Below are 15,707 nucleotides of genomic sequence, written 5' to 3'. Positions count from 1 at the left end.
TGCCCAATCTGAATTGTCAGATTGGGCATTTTTTATTTTTAAATCGGTTGATACTCTAAAACGGCCTGATAAGTAATGACTTTCATACGGCGATAAAATTCTGCCGGCAAATCACGCCAAGCTTTTAAAATACGATTAAAAAAATGATCGTCGGCTTCAACAACGTATTCACTTAAGAGTAAACCGAGAAATTTCTTCTCTTGAGTCAATAATTTTTGATAAATTTCTTTGGCTTTTGATTCATTATCTATCACATAAAGAGTGTTAATCTCCACATAAGCGCCTTCGATTCTTTCTGTTTCTTCAATAAAATAAAGTGATTTTCTTTGTTCCATCATAATAATCATCCTTTCTATCATTCAAAGTATATTTATAAAAAACTATTCAAGCTTAATTTCCAACTAAATTAAGAAACAACAAAACATGACAATAGCTGGATAAATAATATAGTCTCGATTCATTCGTTGACCATCAGCATAAGCTTGCCAATGGAATAAATAATGTACAATTAACCAACCAATTAATGTTCCTAGGGTATTCATCATCAAGTCATTGACATCAGTAATTCGGCTGAAAGTAAACATCTGACTTATCTCAATCGTTAATGAAAAAAGGAAACCATATAGCAAAGTATTAGGAAGACGTTTGAATTGTGGCCACATAACTGGTAAAGCAACACCTAATGGTATAAAAAATAAAATATTCAGTAGAGTGGAACCATCAATGATCTTTTGAAACGGGATCAAATTAAAATTCGGGTGAAAGATTGACTGATTGATTTTCCACATTTCGGTCCATTCTGTCAAATCTGGAAATCCGACTAAATAACCGATGGCTGCAATCAAATAAAAAATAAGCAACAGGCTCCAAATAAAATAGTGGAGATTGATTCGTTTTCTTTCAAGAATTAAATAAGTACCCCAGACGCCCATATAAATAGCAACATCCATGATTTCACCTCCTGTTTTCTAACTAAACTCAGTATAGGTGAGGAATCTTTAGTAACCGGAAATATTCTGAGACCTTTATCAGAATAATTAGGAAGAAGCTGTGAAGATGTTTAGGAAAAGAATAATTTCTCTAGGATTTGTTTAAGACCAATCAAAAACTGTCTATTTAAGAAAAAAATGATGAAACCTTCTATTTTCCTAATAGAAGTGAAAGGCGGTACACTTATTTGGAAATAAAATGAAATTTTCAAAAAAGGTGGAAATGATTATGTACCAAGATTTAGAAAATAAAGTCGCCGTGATTACAGGAGCATCTAAAGGAATCGGAACAGCGATTGCAGAACGCTTCGGCAAAGAAAAAATGAATGTCGTGGTTAATTACCATTCAGATGAAACAGGTGCCCAAGAAACCGTTACTATCATTAAAGAAAATGGTGGGGACGGGATTGCCGTTCAAGCAGATGTAGAAACGGAAGAAGGGAACCAATTATTATTGAACCAAGCTATCGAAAAATTTGGCGATTTAGATTTATGGGTCAATAATGCCGGCATGGAAAACAGTCAAGAAACTCATGAACTATCGTTGGAAGATTGGAACAAAGTCATCAATGTGAATTTGACAGGGGTCTTTTTAGGAGCGAAAACAGCCTTAGCTTACTTCGTTGAAAAAAATAAAAAAGGCAACATCATCAATATGTCATCTGTTCATCAACAAATTCCTTGGCCAACATTTGCCCACTATGCGGCATCAAAAGGTGGCGTAAAATTATTTACCGAAACAATTGCCATGGAATATGCTGAAAAAAATATTCGAGTGAATAATATCGGACCAGGAGCAATCAATACGCCGATTAATGCGGAAAAATTCGCTGATCCTAAACAACTAGCAGCGACAACTGCGATGGTTCCAATGAAAAAAATCGGAGAGCCAGAAGAAGTTGCCGCGGCAGCCGCTTGGTTGGCGTCAGCTGAATCAAGTTATGTGACAGGCATTACTTTATTTGTAGATGGCGGCATGACTTTATATCCGGCTTTCCAAGATGGTAAAGGTTAGGAGGAAATAATGATGGGAATTTTTATCGCGTTACTTCCTGCATTAGGTTGGGGAATTATGCCAATCTTAATTGGGAAAATTGGCGGAGAACGAACCAATCAAATTTTAGGAACAGGGATTGGTTCTTTAATTGTTGGGTTGGTAGTTCATTTTGCTTTTTCAACTAGTAGTATTTCTTGGCCAGTTTTCTTGATTAGTTTAGCCTCAGGCGCTTTTTGGGTCATCGGTCAAACGGGACAATATCGTTCTTTTGAAATTATGGGCGTATCTGAAACGATGCCGATTACGACAGGTTTTCAACTAATCGGAACTTCCGTGATTGGTGTTTTAGCATTTGGTGAATGGCCAGGAACAACCAATAAATTAATTGGTGTCGGTGCACTGATTTTGTTAATTATTGGTGCTTATTTAACTTCGATTAATGATAATAAATCCGGTAACAGTCAAGTCATTAAAGGCATCATGGTATTGTTACCAACTAGTATCGGTTACTGGGTCTACAGTGCGTTACCTAAAATGGTAGACGCTTCTGGTTTATCAATTTTCTTTCCACAAATGTTGGGGGTCTTTTTAGGGGCATTGATTTATGTGCTGACTCATGACCGTCAAGTGATTACTGAGAAAAAAAGTTGGCTGACGACGATTGTCGGTATTGTTTTTGCCATTTCAGCTTTAATTTATATCTTTTCTGCCCAAGAAAATGGTGTAGCGACGGCTTTTGTGTTCACACAATTAAATGTGATTGTCGCAACTTTAGGCGGTATGTTGATATTGAGGGAGAAAAAATCGCCGCGAGAATTTCGTTTCACTATTGCGGGTCTAGTTTTGATTGTGGTAGGTAGTATTATCACGGGCTTTATTTAGGCTTGTCAAAGGCTTATTTTTAACGGACAATAAAGTTAAAAAGGAGCGAGATCAATGGAGCCATATAAAATTCATTTTTACCAAGTTGCTGCTGAAAATTTAAGTAAGAAGTTGTCCCGTAGAAATTTTGATGTGGAAATTTGTCAGACATTAGCTGAGGCCAAAGAAAAAGCCTTAGAGATGATTCCATTAAATAAAACTGTTGCTTTTGGTGGATCGCAAACATTAGTCCAATCAGGTATTTTTGATGCACTTTATCAACGGGGACAAACAATGATTGATCGTGAAAAAGCTAAGGATTTAACTGAACGGCATCAAATAATGAAACAAGCGCTAACGGCGGATGTTTTTTTGACCAGTATCAATGGTATCTCTGAAGATGGTCAATTAGTGAATGTCGATAATGTCGGCAACCGCGTGGCGGCCATTACTTATGGTCCAGATAAAGTATTGGCTTTTGTCGGTATCAATAAACTTTATGGCGATTTGGAAACGACGATTAAAATGGTAAGAGGACAAACTTCGCCGATGAATGCCCATCGTTGGGATTTGAAAAATACGCCTTGTGCTAAAAAAGGCATTTGCGGAGACTGTCTGCAAGAAGAATGCATTTGCAATACGATTGCTGTGACTAGACGTTCATGGCAAAAGGGTAGAATCACTATTTATTTAATTTTAGAAGAAGTTGGACTTTAAAAAAGTAAGCAGCGATGCTTTCTTTTTTTTGCTTTGATACTCTATTGAAGGATGGGCAGTCTACAATAATTTATCTGCGGTAATCACCCGATAATTATGTGAGTTCACTGTCACTCTGACTTTCAAAGCCGGATTTGATATATAAAAATTTTTACCTTTTTTCTCGATAATACTATCTGGTTTGGCAATTGTTTGATAGATGAAAGTTTCGATTTCAGGAGGTGTTAACTGCAATTGTAGCTTTTTATTGATTCGTTGATAAACCAATTCAGTGTAACAAAGAGAGGAGAGAATTTTTGTTTTCATAAGTATCCTTTCTGTTAAGACGCCTAATTTATAGTATAAAAATAGTAATTGCCATTAATGATACATCATTATTCGTTTATTTCGTCAATCAATCGAGTAAGATCTTCTTTAAAAATATAGTGGCTAAATTGTTTACTTAAAACTTTGCTGATATTACGATAGGCAAAAATTGGTGTATTAGGCAAGGTATAATAATAAAGTCCATTTTCCTGATATATCGGTTGGTCAACTGTAGTAAAGTGATTGCCTTCAATCGCGTTACCTGCATCGGCAGCAATGTCAATAATCAAACTACCTTTTTTCAATTGTGCCTGTTCAGCTAAAGTCATGATTGGCTCAGCCTCATCGCCAACTTCAATCCCATTAATGACAATCGAATACTCTGGTAAATGTTCTTTAAATTCTGGCATGGTTCTGCGAGTAAACATTCGCACCGTTGGGGTCATTTTTGAAACTGCATGAAATGCACCTTGGGCTGTATTGCCAGCACCTAGTATCGCAACAGAATTGTCATTATCAGGTAGCAGTCCATAATTCAAAAGGGCATGAAGGGTGCCGGCATAGCCAGCATAAAAACTATTTTGGTAAATATAATTTCTGGGAATGATTTTACTAGGATAAGATTTTCCTTGATAGAACATCGTCGGTCGGCGATTGTCTAAATCCAAAACATATAAATTTTTCGGAATGGCCTGGGTTTTCATAAAATCTTTGCCAGAACCTAATGGATGGGTCCAGCCGATAATAATTTGGTTAGGTCGAATCAACTTATAATCAGTCGGTTGAATAATCTTTAAAGAAAAAATAGCATCGCATTCTGCAAAAATCTCTGGTCGAGACAAAATTGTACAACCAGCATTCCGATAGGCTGCATCATCAATATCTAAATCACTGCCAAAACCTGATTCAATAAAGATAACGTTTTCAAATTTATGAATATCTTTTGGTAGGAGAGGCAAACGGCGTTCATTGGGAAAATCTGATTTTATCAAACCTAATTTCATTTTATTTCCTCTTTTCTGTTTAAAAAACATAGGAACCAGCAAAGTCGTCTCAAATTAAGTGTAACATGCCTGGACTACTTTATTACCCGTTTAAATTCAATAAAAAAAACAACCGCTAAAAATTATTTTAGCGATTGCTTTTTTTATTCATAAATTTATTTCATTTCATTTTTAACTTCGTTGTAAAGGTCTGCCCGTTTACCAGAAGTTGCTAAAGTTGAAAGTTCTTGTGAAGCAGTGTGATCAAAAGCTTTATCTTTAGAATCTGAAACTGACCATACGCCTGAAGAGAATGGTGTTTCAAAATCGCCAGATGAAGTGTTTTCGATAGTTATTTTGTACATATTATCTTCTTTAGTAACAGTTGCTTTCATGAAGTCACTAGCTTCACCATATTTTAATGAGCCGTTGTCTTCAGTGACTGCCATTGAAGTAGTTTGATTTGGTGCTTCAAATAAAGCGATTTGGTCCGTGATATCAACTGTTTTATCGTCTTCAAACATTGATTTAGATAATGCTACGCCACTTTCCGCTGCTGGGGCAAAATACCAACCCATAGCACCTGATGCTGCGTGCATGAAGGCAAAGTGTAAATATTCTTCATTGCTTGATGCAGGAACTTCAAAGCTTACTGAATCACCAGGTTTAGTGATTTCTTTCGCTGATTTGTCTTCGCTAGTATCTTTACCAATGATTTGACCATATTTTTCTTTATCAGATTTTTCAGAACTAGATTTTGCTGATTGACTGGTTTTGTCTGAACTGCTTGCACTCGAGCCAGAGTTTGAATCGTTTGTGCCACAAGCCGCAAGTAAAACAGTCATCCCAGCTAATGTAATACCGCCGATTAATACTTTTTTAAACATAATAACATCTCCTAGATAATTTTTATATTTCAATTCGTTTTGTAGTTTATGCCGAAAAAATGGTTTAGGCAATTAATTGAATTTCACAATTAAAATAACAATAGTCATTGTTTTGTTTTTATTAATTTGTTCGACTGAATCGTGCGAATTTTGCCATAAAAAATGAATTAGCTGAGTAAATTTGCCATGGAATATCAGTTATAAAGAAAGGGTAAAGAATCTTTCAATAAAATACAAACAGCACAGATTGGGAGTATAGACACTTGTGTTTTAGGAGGCTATTCCATATCTTTTTCAACCATGTGGTAAAGATCGGCTCTCTTTTCAGAAGTTGCTAAAGTAGAAAGGGCTTCTGAAGCAGTATGGTCAAAACTTTTTTCTTCCATATCGGTTACAGCCCAGACGCCAGAAGAAAATAGTGTTTCAAAATCGCCAGAAGAAGTATTCTCAATCGTGATTTCATACATGACGTTTTTCATCTTAACGGATGTTTTCACAAAATCATCAGCAGGATCTATTTCAAAGCGGCATCCTCTTCGCTGACTTTTTTAACAGTCTCAGCATTTGGTGCAGCGAATAAGGCAATCTTGTCGGTAACATCGACGGTATTTTCATTTTCGAACATTGATTCTATTTTTTTTAGTCTTTAAAAAATGAAAGGGTTTCGTTATTCGAAGTGATTAAATTATTTTTTGGTAGTGATAAAAGATGAATAGAAGAGGAACTTATAAAGAAAAGATTAAAAAAAGCTATCGCTGATTCGCGATAACTTAAAGGGATTTTCTTAATTCAAATAGGTTAGCACCTAATCCGCTTTTTCCTGTTAAAATATCTAATTCGAAAAAAATTGGCGGCTCATTTTCGGTAAGAGCAGGGTAGTCCTTAACTGCCTCGTCGATTTTAGCATGGTTCGTTAATTTTGTTAGATAAGTCGTTTTAGGTAGTTGCAACACTTCTGGATGCTGGGCGTTTTTTTCATTTGGAGTCAAAGTCAGAAATAAATAAGATTGGTAGGCACCTTCACGAAACAAATATAGTGTCCCCATTTCATAAATGACATCTAAGCCCAATGAAAATACTTTCTTAATTAATTTTGTTAGACCCCGGTGAAATTCCTCCGAGCCAAGCGCCCCATCAAAAGGCTCCAGCCAATAATCGGTTGCTTCCAGGGTCAAGGTTAATTCCTGCAGACCTTTTTTCAGCGTTTCGCCACGCTGCATTTCATTTTTTAAATCCGCTAAAAAAAGTCGATGCTTTTGATATAGTTCAATTTTGGTTTCGACCATGCGAATACCTTCATCAATAATTTGCTCGACATCGACAATTTCTCCGTCAGCTGTCATAAAGTCTTTTAATTTTTTTAAAGGAATACTCAATTCAGCACACAAACGAATCATTTCTACTAAATAAATATGAGATTCGGAATAATAGCGGTAGCCATTTTCTGGATTTACATAAGCTGGCGGCAAAACACCAATCCGATCATAATAGCGCAAAGCTTTGACGTGAACCCCGGAAGCTTCGGATAGTTTACCGATTGTGAGAAATTTCTTATCAACCATCATAATCTCCTTGACCTTCCCTTGAAGGGATAGTTTATAACTAATGGTAGCATATTTCAGCGGAACAATAAAAAAATTTCGTGAGATGTGAAATAAAAACGTAAATAAGTGTTAGAGGTGAAATCATGAATTTGAAAAAGTTGTTAAATTATTTGTTGCGACGCTTTACTGAAAAGAAATGTCCCAGTGAACAAGCGATTTTGTTAGGAAGTAAGAAGCAAGCAATCTGTCACTTTGTCACCTGTGAGGAATTCAATCAAAATGTCGAAAACTCTTTGGAAAAAACCAGAGAAATTCTAGCCAATGTCAAAGGCAATCTAGTTATCAACGGTAATTTAACTCAGACAGTGATTTCAAAATTAATTAAACTGTCTCAAATCCAAAATCGTCAATTTATCGTGGTGGTAAATGACGGCTACAATTTATCAATTACTGATGATGTCAATAAAGCCCAAGACTTGGCTGTTATTATAGAAGAAACTGAATAAAAATTAAAAGATAACGAGGTGAGCATGATGCAAAAGACGACAAATATCTGCTGTCCACAATGTAGTGAACCAACGAAATTAATCATTGAAAACTCAGTCAAATTGTACCAATACCCACTTTACTGCACCAAATGCCAAAAATCCTTTCTGATCGATTTATGTGATTGTAAAATCACCGCCATCAGCCATTCAAAATAGTCCACTAATAAGCAGCTTCTAGCTGCTTTTTTTTTAGATTTCCTTAATAATTGTTTATAGATTCCTGCTATTTTGTTCAAACTAAATTCATAAACACTTGCTATATTATATGCATACCAACAAACAACCCTAACACTTTTTCATTTTTAACTCCTAGCCTGTCAGTCCCCCAACTGGCAGGCCCTTTTTTTTATTTGAAAAGAAAAAGTTTTATAATTTCCCTGCATTTTGTTCAAACTAAATTCATAAAAGCCTGCTATATTATATACATACCAACAAACAACCCTAACACTTTTTCATTTTTAACTCCTAGCCTGCTAGTCCCCCAAACTAGCAGGCCCTTTTTTTGTCTCATTTCCCAAATAAATTTCTGGCTGATCAAAGGCTTGTTGTAATTCTTCAAAAAAGCGGCTGACGTGAAAACCATCAGCTACTGCATGCGACGTTGTAAATGACAAAGGCATCTGATAGCCATACTTCTTTGCGTAATGATAGATTGAGTGATATTCAAATTTGCTGTCTAATTAAAACTCATCGGATTCATTTTGGTGAAGTAATAAAAATACTTTCGTCTGGACCAGTTTACAGGGTCAATTTTTGTATATTTTTTGTTCATGAAATCCACTGCTTTAATCAATACAAGTATGAAACATTTATCAATATTGCCAACATTATTTTGAATAATAATTTAATGAGGATTTCTTTGATTGATGTTCGCTGAGGAGGATTCTACGGTGTTTTCGTTTATTTGAGGAACTATCGTGGTCGAAGAAGGTCGCAAAACTCCTCATTTTTTTCTCATGCAAATTTTTTGAAAACAGGCACAATGAAGAAGAGGAGTGATGAAAATGTTACAACCAAAAGTAAATGAAGAGCAATTAAAGTCTGGAAGTTTCTTTGAAATATACGATAGTGAGGAATTTTCTTTGGCCGATTTGAAAATTAGTGGGGAAGTAGTAGAGGATCAGAAGCTACCACATCTATTTTTAGATCGTTGCGTGATTGAGAAAACGGTATTTAACAATAGTGATTTTTCACGAGGAGAATTTACCGATTGTATTTTTAAAAATTGTGATTTCTCTAATTGTGATTTGTCTCAAGCAGCCATTCATCGGGTTGTTTTTATCAATTGCAAATTATTGGGGACACAATTGATTGAAGCTTATTTAGGAAATGTGGTTATTCAAGAGTCACGTCTGGATTTTGCTAATTTTAATGATGGGAGTTTGAAAGTTGTAAGCTTTGAGGACAATCAAATGACTAAGACGGAGTTAGCGGGTTTAACCACAAAACAGTTAAAATTTTCTCGTTGTCAGCTAGAAGATAGTAATTTTTGGGGAACCAAATTAAAAGGAATTGATTTGAGTGATTGTGAATTTGAAAAACTATCAGTGACCCAAGAAGATTTGCGAGGTGCGACAATTAATCAATCGCAGGCGGTTTTTTTAGCGAATCAATTGTTAGGAGTACGAATAAAATAAGAGAATGACCGCAATCATTCTCTAATCTGGATAATGAAAAATTTCAAAGCGTAATTTGTCGGGGGTTTCAAAAAATAGTGCGTAATAATTGGGCGCAATTTTTTCTTTGTATTCCCGTGGTTCATCATGCAAAATGTTGACATCTAACTGTTTGATTTGCAAAAAAATCTGATCAATAGCTTCGCGGCTATCGGCTTTAAAAGCAAGATGTTGTAGAGCACCAGGTTTGCGGGAATCGACTGTGTCATGAGCAAAAACTTTTTTAGGGGAACAAATTCCGAAATCAAAGGTTGGACTCAAGTATTCAATTACATCCATCTCGGCATGTGGCAAGTAGCCTCTGAATTTTTTACTAACGTCAAATCCTAATAAACCAAAAAGTTCGTCATAAAAATCTTCTACTTGATAAACATCCGGCACAGTTACTTGTAAGTGATGGAAGGTGAACATTATTTGTCTTCTTTTTCAAAAACCAAATCAAATTTGCGAGGATAACCGTTAGCATTGGTTTCTACTGGAATTGCTGTGACAAAACGATAGCCTTTTTTGCCATAGTCGTTGATGATTTCTTGATGTTCTGTTATTGTTCCCATTACTAATTTTTTTGCTTCGGCATTGATAGTAACAAATTCGTATTGATACATAAAAATTCCTCCTTTTTTAAAGGCAAAGCAAATTGACAACGCTTTCCTTCTTATGTAAAATTTTAATATAGTTTCATCAAATTGGCAATCTAAGGAGGAAATCCAATGACTCGATAGCGAACTGTTTAACCGAACAGATCAGCTAAAAAGCGCTAAGAGCGCGAAATATCGGTGAAATAATCGATAAAAAAACGGGAAATTACGCAAGTCGTGAAGTTCCGTATAAACTACTAGCGGATTTTCCAGTCAGGAGTTATAGATGAGTAACCTATTTGAATTTATTAAAGAAGAGGTCCCAGTATTTAGTCAAAGTCGCGATTCTATTTGGTTAGATCCACACATTGCTCAGCAAATGTTGATGGCCCACTTGGATATTAAAGGTGATGGTGCGACTCGCAACTTAGCATTTGTGGAGGCATCGCTTCAGTGGTTGAAGAAAAAATTTCCGGTGAAACAATTTACAAAAGTTTTGGATTTAGGCTGTGGACCGGGTATTTACAGTCAGCACTTGGCTGAGGCTGGTTATCAAGTGACTGGTATCGATTTTTCAGCGAATAGTATTGCCTATGCACAAAAGCAGGCGGCAGAAAAAAATTTGTTGATTAATTATCAAGTGGGAAATTATTTACAAACGAATTTTTCTAAGGAGAACTATCAGCTGGTGTTACTAATTTATTGTGATTTTGGCGTTCTAGCCCCAGAAAATCGCAAAAAATTGTTAAAACAAGTATATGAATCTTTAGCTGATGGTGGACAGTTTATTTTTGACGTCTTTACTTCTGAGAAATATCAAAATTTTGTTCCTACTAAAACATGGTCAATTGAAGAAGATAATTTTTGGACAATGGAGAGTTGTCTACATTTAGAGGCGAACAAACGCTATCCAGACAAGCAAACTTATCTTGCTCAACATTATTTACTTTATCCAGATCATCATAAAGAATTTTTTATTTGGGAAAGTGTCTTTAATCAACAGCAGATAAAAGCAGCATTATCTGAAGCTGGCTTTAGTCAGATCGAAATATATAGTGATATCCGTGGTGAAAAACTTAAGCAACATTCTGAAACCATGTGTTTTGTTGCGAAAAAATAGTTGATTGATAGTCGGAGATTTCTCCGACTATTTTTATATTCAAACCCATGATTCTAATCCTTCATGTATAATAGAAGAAAAATTTGAAACTGAGAAGAGGATTGGATCATGTATCTATTTCAGCGAATTGAAGAAGCTGTTTTTAAGAAAAATGATGCTCGGCGGGTAATTGGTGAATTTATTTTAGAGAATCGCGATCATTTGCAAGAGTATTCGATGGATGAAATTGCGAAGCGAACCTTTACTTCTAAACCTACTCTGGTCCGATTTGCTAAATATTTTGATTATTCAGGTTGGAAAGAATTTTTGTATGCTTTCACCCATGAAGTCGCCTACCATGATGACACCGCCTATCATGACGTTGATCCCAATTTTCCTTTTGTAGCAAACGATGATTCACTAGAAATTGTGGGAAATTTAGTTAATTTAAAAATGCAGAGTATTAAAGATACCGTCTCACTATTAGCAATGGAGGATTTGAATAGAGCAGCAGAAATGCTTCAAAATGCTGAAAATATTGTTATTTATGGGACCAGCCCTAATCTTTATTATGGTGAATTATTTAAACGCAATTTGTTAACAGTGCATAAGAAAGCTTTCATGGCAAAATCTGGAGAAACTGGCATTATCTCACATACACTAGGTGAACATGATCTGGCAATTTTTATTTCCTATTCAGGGAACAATCCGGATGAAAATCCTATCAGCAACGTCAAGATCTTAAAACAAAATGGTGTCCCAATTATCAGTATTACTAGTGGCGGACAAAACTATTTACGCGACTATTCCGACTTGGTTCTAAATATCTCTAGTAAAGAAAAGCTTTATTCGAAAATAGCTAATTTTGCTACTCAAGAGTCGATATTGCTGATTTTAGATGCCTTATTTGCAAAATTATTTGCTTTGGATTATGAAGCAAACAAAACTAAAAAAATTAGTAACTCAACAGTCCTAGAATCTAAAAGGCAAGCTACCTTTAAGGATTTGGAAGAAGACTTTAAATAAGTATCTGGGAAATTCCTAGATACTTTTTTAGTGGAATAAATTCCATTTAAATAAATGATTGATCAAAAAAAGTGGAATCTGTTTCGAGCTGTTCTGAAGCTATTGGAAACGCTAACTATTCATGCTAAAGTTTAGCCATAGACAAGATAAGAATAACCGGTTGATTCAAATAAAGCATCTTGTAATTGGAAAGGGGTACACCATGAGTAAGAAATATCAAGCCCTAGCTCATGACATCGTTGAAAAATTGGGAGGCAAAGATAACATTACTGATGGTTATCATTGTCAGACACGTTTGCGTTTTAAAGTTGTGGATGATTCAAAAATTGATGTCAAAGGATTGGAAGCTTTAGACGGTGTGACTAAATATATTTTTAATGCTGGCGTTCATCAAGTGGTGATTGGTACGCATGTAAAAGATGTATTTGAAGAAATCGAAAAAAATATTGATGTTGATCCAAATAAACAGGTAGAAACTGAAAAGAAAAGTATCATCACCTCGATTATTGAATTTGTCGCTGGAACTTTTCAACCAGTAATTCCCGCCTTATCAGGTGCAGGGATGGTCAAAGCAGTGTTAGCTTTACTAGTCGTTTTCCAAGTGATTTCGACAGATTCACAAACCTATTATTTATTAAATATGTTCGCAGATGGCGTCTTCTTCTTTCTACCGATTATTTTAGCCTTTACGGAAGCACAGAAGTTACGCTGTAATCCGATTTTGGCAGCTTCTGTAGCGGCAATTATGATGCATCCAAACTGGGGTGCTTTAGTCAGCGCGGGAGAACCAGTTCATTTTTTTGAAATTATTCCATTTACTTTAGCGACTTATACCGGATCAGTCATCCCAATTTTATTAGTTATATTTGTACAGTCATATGTTGAAAGATTCTTAAATCGAATCATTCCAAAAGCTGTCGAATTAGTTTTTGTACCTATGCTAACATTTTTAATTATGGGAACTTTAGCATTTGCAGTGTTAGGACCGATTGGCAGTGTTTTAGGAGGCTATTTAGCGACGTTCTTTACTTTCCTAAGTGTTAATGCCAGCTGGCTACCAGCAGTTTTAGTGGGTGGATTGCTGCCAATCATGGTGATGTTTGGTTTACACAACGGTGTAGCTCCTTTAGGCGTGATGCAGATGGCTGAACTTGGCTATGACAGTATTTTTGGTCCAGGTTGTGTGTGTTCAAATATTGCACAAGCATCGGCGTCAACTGTTGTCGCTTTTCGTACGAAGGATAAAAAATTGCGTCAAGTTGCAACCTCAGGTGCGATCACCGCATACATGGGCATTACCGAACCAACTTTATATGGTGTTAACCTTCCTAAAAAATATCCTTTAGTAGCCGCAATGATTGGTGGGGCAGCCGGTGGTTTATATGCGGGACTAACGAACACTCATCGTTTTGCCACGGGCTCTTCAGGTTTGCCGGCAATTTTACTTTATATTGGTGATAATTCGATGCGTTTTTTCTGGAATATCTTGATTGCATTGATTATTTCAGCCGTTGTTTCAGCTGTTTTAACGTATGTTTTAAGTTTTAAGTTTGAAAAAAGTGAGCTACCAGAAATAAAGGAAATCATTTTAGAAGATACTTTAGTTGTTAGTCCGTTAAAAGGGGAAGTGATTCCCTTAAGTGAAGTAAAGGATGAAGCATTTGCTTCTGAAGCTTTAGGAAAAGGCTTTGCTATTGAACCGATTGAAGGAAAAGTTGTCGCACCATTTGATGGGAAAGTAGTTGCTATTTTCCCAACCAAACATGCTATTGGTTTAGTTTCCGATACTGGGGTGGAAGTTTTGATCCATGTTGGTTTAAACACCGTTGAATTAAATGGTCAATATTTTGATGCATTAGTCGAAGCAGATGATGTGGTAAAAAAAGGACAACCATTATTAAACTTTGACTTAGACAAAATTCAAGCTGCTGGTTATGAAACACAAGTGCCAGTCGTAGTTACTAACAGTCCACAATATGCATCAGTTGAAACAATCTTAATAGGACTAACCGATTGTAATCAAGCTATTTTAGCTGTGAAAGTTTAAGGAGATGAAAACAATGGCTTTAGATAAAAACTTTTTATGGGGTGGCGCAACTGCTGCGAATCAAGTTGAGGGTGGTGTCTTAGAAGGTGGACGCAAACTTTCTAATATCGATTTGTTACCTTACGGCGAAGATCGTAAAGCAGTCGGTTTAGGCGAATTAGAGATGTTGGAATGGCAAGAAGATTATTATTATCCAGCGCAAGAAGCGATTGATATGTATCATCGTTATATGGAAGACATCCAATTATTTGCTGAAATGGGCTTTAAAGTCTATCGGATGTCGTTGTCTTGGTCACGCATTTTTCCAAATGGAGATGAGCTAGAACCAAATGAGGCTGGCTTAGTTTTCTATGAAGAAATATTTAAAGAACTAAGAAAACACAAGATTGAACCGTTAGTAACAATTGCACACTTTGATGTTCCGATTCATTTAGTGAAAGAATATGGTGGCTGGAAAAATCGTCAATTGATAGATTTCTATACCCGTTATGCTGAAACTGTCTTAAAACGTTACCAAGGATTAGTAAAATATTGGTTGACTATCAATGAAATCAACATATTACTCCATCAACCTTTCGTTGGCGGTGGGATTGTTTTTAAAGAAGGCGATAATAAAGAAGAAATAAAATATCAAGCGGCCCACCATCAATTAGTTGCCAGCGCATTAGTGACCAAAATAGCTCATGAGGTGGATTCAGAAAATCAAGTGGGTTGTATGTTGGCAGGTGGTAGTCATTATCCATATACTTGTCGGCCAGAAGATTATCAAGAAGCGATTAGACGAGACCGTGAAGGATACTTTTTCATTGATGTGCAGGCTCGTGGGAAATACCCGAATTATGCACTGAAAAAATTTGAGCAAGAGAAGTTGAATATTCAAATGGCAGTAGAAGACACTGAAATTTTAGCAGCTGCACCAGTTGATTTTGTGAGTTTTTCTTACTATTGTTCACGAACTGTCAGTGCCCATTCTGAAGATTATGAGCAAGCAACTGGAAATATTTTTGCTTCAATTAAAAACGATAACTTACCGTCGACTGAGTGGGGTTGGCAAATTGATCCCTTAGGATTACGCAATTCATTGAATCAATTATACGATCGCTATCAAAAACCATTATTTATTGTAGAAAATGGTCTGGGCGCTATCGATACACCAGATGAAAACGGCTATGTTGAAGATGATTATCGGATTGATTATTTAAAAAAACATATTGAAGCGTTTAAAGCTGCCGTTGAAATTGATGGGGTTGAGCTAATGGGTTATACCACTTGGGGTTGCATTGATTTAATCTCAGCGAGCACAGGACAAATGAGTAAAAGATATGGCATGATTTATGTCGATCGACAAGATGATGGATCCGGTACTTTGAAACGTTCAAAGAAAAAATCATTTGACTGGTATCGCCAAGTAATTGCCTCAAATGGAGAAGTTTTATAAAAACAGATTAG

Annotated in this window: 20 protein-coding genes; 10 read left to right on the top strand and 10 right to left on the bottom strand. The window is 35.9% G+C overall.

Annotation, left to right across the window (positions count from 1 at the left end; genetic code table 11):
* Positions 1-38: 38 nt before the first annotated feature.
* Together ACVWNY_RS14175 and ACVWNY_RS14170 are read right to left on the bottom strand one after the other, a co-directional pair.
* Positions 39-338 carry a hypothetical protein gene (locus tag ACVWNY_RS14175; RefSeq protein WP_461211743.1) on the bottom strand — a complete coding sequence of 100 codons (300 nt, stop codon included), beginning with the start codon at positions 336-338 and terminating at the stop codon, positions 39-41.
* 63 nt (positions 339-401) lie between these two features.
* Positions 402-950, bottom strand: coding sequence for a VanZ family protein (locus tag ACVWNY_RS14170; protein WP_218327217.1), 549 nt, complete (start codon positions 948-950; stop codon positions 402-404).
* 268 nt (positions 951-1,218) lie between these two features.
* Here ACVWNY_RS14170 and ACVWNY_RS14165 point away from each other — a divergent pair, with 268 nt between their 5' ends.
* Genes ACVWNY_RS14165 through ACVWNY_RS14155 form a run of 3 tightly spaced genes read left to right on the top strand, consistent with a single transcriptional unit; the run spans position 1,219 to position 3,564 of the window.
* Positions 1,219-2,004 carry a glucose-1-dehydrogenase gene (locus ACVWNY_RS14165; RefSeq protein ID WP_454072215.1) on the top strand — a complete coding sequence of 262 codons (786 nt, stop codon included), beginning with the start codon at positions 1,219-1,221 and terminating at the stop codon, positions 2,002-2,004.
* 12 nt (positions 2,005-2,016) lie between these two features.
* The gene (locus ACVWNY_RS14160) at positions 2,017-2,868 is read left to right on the top strand and encodes a GRP family sugar transporter (RefSeq protein ID WP_454072214.1); all 852 of its coding nucleotides are present in this window, start codon (positions 2,017-2,019) and stop codon (positions 2,866-2,868) included.
* 54 nt (positions 2,869-2,922) lie between these two features.
* Positions 2,923-3,564, top strand: coding sequence for a lactate utilization protein (locus tag ACVWNY_RS14155; protein WP_454072213.1), 642 nt, complete (start codon positions 2,923-2,925; stop codon positions 3,562-3,564).
* Positions 3,565-3,624: 60 nt separating this feature from the next.
* Here ACVWNY_RS14155 and ACVWNY_RS14150 read toward each other — a convergent pair whose 3' ends face one another.
* The 5 genes from ACVWNY_RS14150 to ACVWNY_RS14130 form a co-directional block, all read right to left on the bottom strand.
* Positions 3,625-3,870, bottom strand: coding sequence for a DUF3781 domain-containing protein (locus tag ACVWNY_RS14150; protein ID WP_454072212.1), 246 nt, complete (start codon positions 3,868-3,870; stop codon positions 3,625-3,627).
* 68 nt (positions 3,871-3,938) lie between these two features.
* On the bottom strand, positions 3,939-4,874 hold the full coding sequence (locus tag ACVWNY_RS14145; RefSeq protein WP_454072211.1) for a Rossmann-fold NAD(P)-binding domain-containing protein: 936 nt from the start codon (positions 4,872-4,874) through the stop codon (positions 3,939-3,941).
* A gap of 155 nt (positions 4,875-5,029) precedes the next feature.
* Complete coding sequence (locus tag ACVWNY_RS14140; RefSeq protein WP_454072210.1) at positions 5,030-5,740, bottom strand: hypothetical protein; 711 nt, start codon at positions 5,738-5,740, stop codon at positions 5,030-5,032.
* Positions 5,741-6,018: 278 nt separating this feature from the next.
* Positions 6,019-6,207: a hypothetical protein gene (locus ACVWNY_RS14135; RefSeq protein WP_461211742.1), complete on the bottom strand. Its 189-nt coding sequence runs from the start codon at positions 6,205-6,207 to the stop codon at positions 6,019-6,021.
* Between the two features lie 303 nt (positions 6,208-6,510).
* Positions 6,511-7,302: a MerR family transcriptional regulator gene (locus ACVWNY_RS14130; RefSeq protein WP_454072208.1), complete on the bottom strand. Its 792-nt coding sequence runs from the start codon at positions 7,300-7,302 to the stop codon at positions 6,511-6,513.
* A gap of 125 nt (positions 7,303-7,427) precedes the next feature.
* Here ACVWNY_RS14130 and ACVWNY_RS14125 point away from each other — a divergent pair, with 125 nt between their 5' ends.
* Entirely contained in the window at positions 7,428-7,790 is a 363-nt protein-coding gene (locus ACVWNY_RS14125; protein ID WP_218327208.1) for a DUF1694 domain-containing protein, read from the top strand.
* Between the two features lie 24 nt (positions 7,791-7,814).
* Positions 7,815-7,988, top strand: coding sequence for a cysteine-rich KTR domain-containing protein (locus ACVWNY_RS14120; RefSeq protein ID WP_425514624.1), 174 nt, complete (start codon positions 7,815-7,817; stop codon positions 7,986-7,988).
* 317 nt (positions 7,989-8,305) lie between these two features.
* Here ACVWNY_RS14120 and ACVWNY_RS14115 read toward each other — a convergent pair whose 3' ends face one another.
* On the bottom strand, positions 8,306-8,452 hold the full coding sequence (locus ACVWNY_RS14115) for a hypothetical protein (protein ID WP_438721135.1): 147 nt from the start codon (positions 8,450-8,452) through the stop codon (positions 8,306-8,308).
* Between the two features lie 384 nt (positions 8,453-8,836).
* Here ACVWNY_RS14115 and ACVWNY_RS14110 point away from each other — a divergent pair, with 384 nt between their 5' ends.
* A complete protein-coding gene (locus tag ACVWNY_RS14110) occupies positions 8,837-9,469 on the top strand; it encodes a pentapeptide repeat-containing protein (protein ID WP_438721136.1) in 633 nt (210 codons plus the stop codon).
* A gap of 21 nt (positions 9,470-9,490) precedes the next feature.
* On the opposite strand, the gene ACVWNY_RS14105 is transcribed toward ACVWNY_RS14110, so the two are convergent.
* A complete protein-coding gene (locus ACVWNY_RS14105; protein ID WP_454072207.1) occupies positions 9,491-9,919 on the bottom strand; it encodes a VOC family protein in 429 nt (142 codons plus the stop codon).
* Positions 9,919-10,113, bottom strand: coding sequence for a DUF4177 domain-containing protein (locus ACVWNY_RS14100; protein WP_438721138.1), 195 nt, complete (start codon positions 10,111-10,113; stop codon positions 9,919-9,921). The genes ACVWNY_RS14105 and ACVWNY_RS14100 overlap by 1 nt, the downstream gene beginning before the upstream one ends.
* Before the next feature lie 259 nt (positions 10,114-10,372).
* Here ACVWNY_RS14100 and ACVWNY_RS14095 point away from each other — a divergent pair, with 259 nt between their 5' ends.
* From ACVWNY_RS14095 to ACVWNY_RS14080, 4 genes are all read left to right on the top strand, one after another.
* Positions 10,373-11,206, top strand: a complete 834-nt coding sequence (locus ACVWNY_RS14095; protein WP_454072206.1) for a class I SAM-dependent methyltransferase — start codon at positions 10,373-10,375, stop codon at positions 11,204-11,206.
* Positions 11,207-11,314: 108 nt separating this feature from the next.
* Positions 11,315-12,211 (top strand): MurR/RpiR family transcriptional regulator, encoded by an 897-nt coding sequence (locus ACVWNY_RS14090; RefSeq protein ID WP_454072205.1) that lies wholly within the window; start codon positions 11,315-11,317, stop codon positions 12,209-12,211.
* A gap of 202 nt (positions 12,212-12,413) precedes the next feature.
* Entirely contained in the window at positions 12,414-14,258 is a 1,845-nt protein-coding gene (locus ACVWNY_RS14085) for a beta-glucoside-specific PTS transporter subunit IIABC (protein WP_454072204.1), read from the top strand.
* A gap of 13 nt (positions 14,259-14,271) precedes the next feature.
* On the top strand, positions 14,272-15,696 hold the full coding sequence (locus ACVWNY_RS14080) for a 6-phospho-beta-glucosidase (RefSeq protein WP_454072203.1): 1,425 nt from the start codon (positions 14,272-14,274) through the stop codon (positions 15,694-15,696).
* Positions 15,697-15,707 lie beyond the last annotated feature (11 nt).

This window comes from Enterococcus sp. JNUCC 77 (genome assembly GCF_054819945.1).
Note: the sequence above shows the minus strand (reverse complement) of the source record. Positions and strands in the feature narration are given on the sequence as shown.

Coding starts and splice junctions, on each gene's coding strand:
- ACVWNY_RS14085 (WP_454072204.1), top strand. CDS start 12,414: ATGAGTAAGAAATATCAAGCCCTAGCTCATGACATCGTTGAAAAATTG.
- ACVWNY_RS14095 (WP_454072206.1), top strand. CDS start 10,373: ATGAGTAACCTATTTGAATTTATTAAAGAAGAGGTCCCAGTATTTAGT.
- ACVWNY_RS14165 (WP_454072215.1), top strand. CDS start 1,219: ATGTACCAAGATTTAGAAAATAAAGTCGCCGTGATTACAGGAGCATCT.
- ACVWNY_RS14135 (WP_461211742.1), bottom strand. CDS start 6,207: ATGTATGAAATCACGATTGAGAATACTTCTTCTGGCGATTTTGAAACA.
- ACVWNY_RS14150 (WP_454072212.1), bottom strand. CDS start 3,870: ATGAAAACAAAAATTCTCTCCTCTCTTTGTTACACTGAATTGGTTTAT.
- ACVWNY_RS14120 (WP_425514624.1), top strand. CDS start 7,815: ATGATGCAAAAGACGACAAATATCTGCTGTCCACAATGTAGTGAACCA.
- ACVWNY_RS14090 (WP_454072205.1), top strand. CDS start 11,315: ATGTATCTATTTCAGCGAATTGAAGAAGCTGTTTTTAAGAAAAATGAT.
- ACVWNY_RS14155 (WP_454072213.1), top strand. CDS start 2,923: ATGGAGCCATATAAAATTCATTTTTACCAAGTTGCTGCTGAAAATTTA.
- ACVWNY_RS14175 (WP_461211743.1), bottom strand. CDS start 338: ATGATGGAACAAAGAAAATCACTTTATTTTATTGAAGAAACAGAAAGA.
- ACVWNY_RS14080 (WP_454072203.1), top strand. CDS start 14,272: ATGGCTTTAGATAAAAACTTTTTATGGGGTGGCGCAACTGCTGCGAAT.
- ACVWNY_RS14130 (WP_454072208.1), bottom strand. CDS start 7,302: ATGGTTGATAAGAAATTTCTCACAATCGGTAAACTATCCGAAGCTTCC.
- ACVWNY_RS14170 (WP_218327217.1), bottom strand. CDS start 950: ATGGATGTTGCTATTTATATGGGCGTCTGGGGTACTTATTTAATTCTT.
- ACVWNY_RS14140 (WP_454072210.1), bottom strand. CDS start 5,740: ATGTTTAAAAAAGTATTAATCGGCGGTATTACATTAGCTGGGATGACT.
- ACVWNY_RS14115 (WP_438721135.1), bottom strand. CDS start 8,452: ATGCCTTTGTCATTTACAACGTCGCATGCAGTAGCTGATGGTTTTCAC.
- ACVWNY_RS14160 (WP_454072214.1), top strand. CDS start 2,017: ATGGGAATTTTTATCGCGTTACTTCCTGCATTAGGTTGGGGAATTATG.
- ACVWNY_RS14110 (WP_438721136.1), top strand. CDS start 8,837: ATGTTACAACCAAAAGTAAATGAAGAGCAATTAAAGTCTGGAAGTTTC.
- ACVWNY_RS14105 (WP_454072207.1), bottom strand. CDS start 9,919: ATGTTCACCTTCCATCACTTACAAGTAACTGTGCCGGATGTTTATCAA.
- ACVWNY_RS14100 (WP_438721138.1), bottom strand. CDS start 10,113: ATGTATCAATACGAATTTGTTACTATCAATGCCGAAGCAAAAAAATTA.
- ACVWNY_RS14125 (WP_218327208.1), top strand. CDS start 7,428: ATGAATTTGAAAAAGTTGTTAAATTATTTGTTGCGACGCTTTACTGAA.
- ACVWNY_RS14145 (WP_454072211.1), bottom strand. CDS start 4,874: ATGAAATTAGGTTTGATAAAATCAGATTTTCCCAATGAACGCCGTTTG.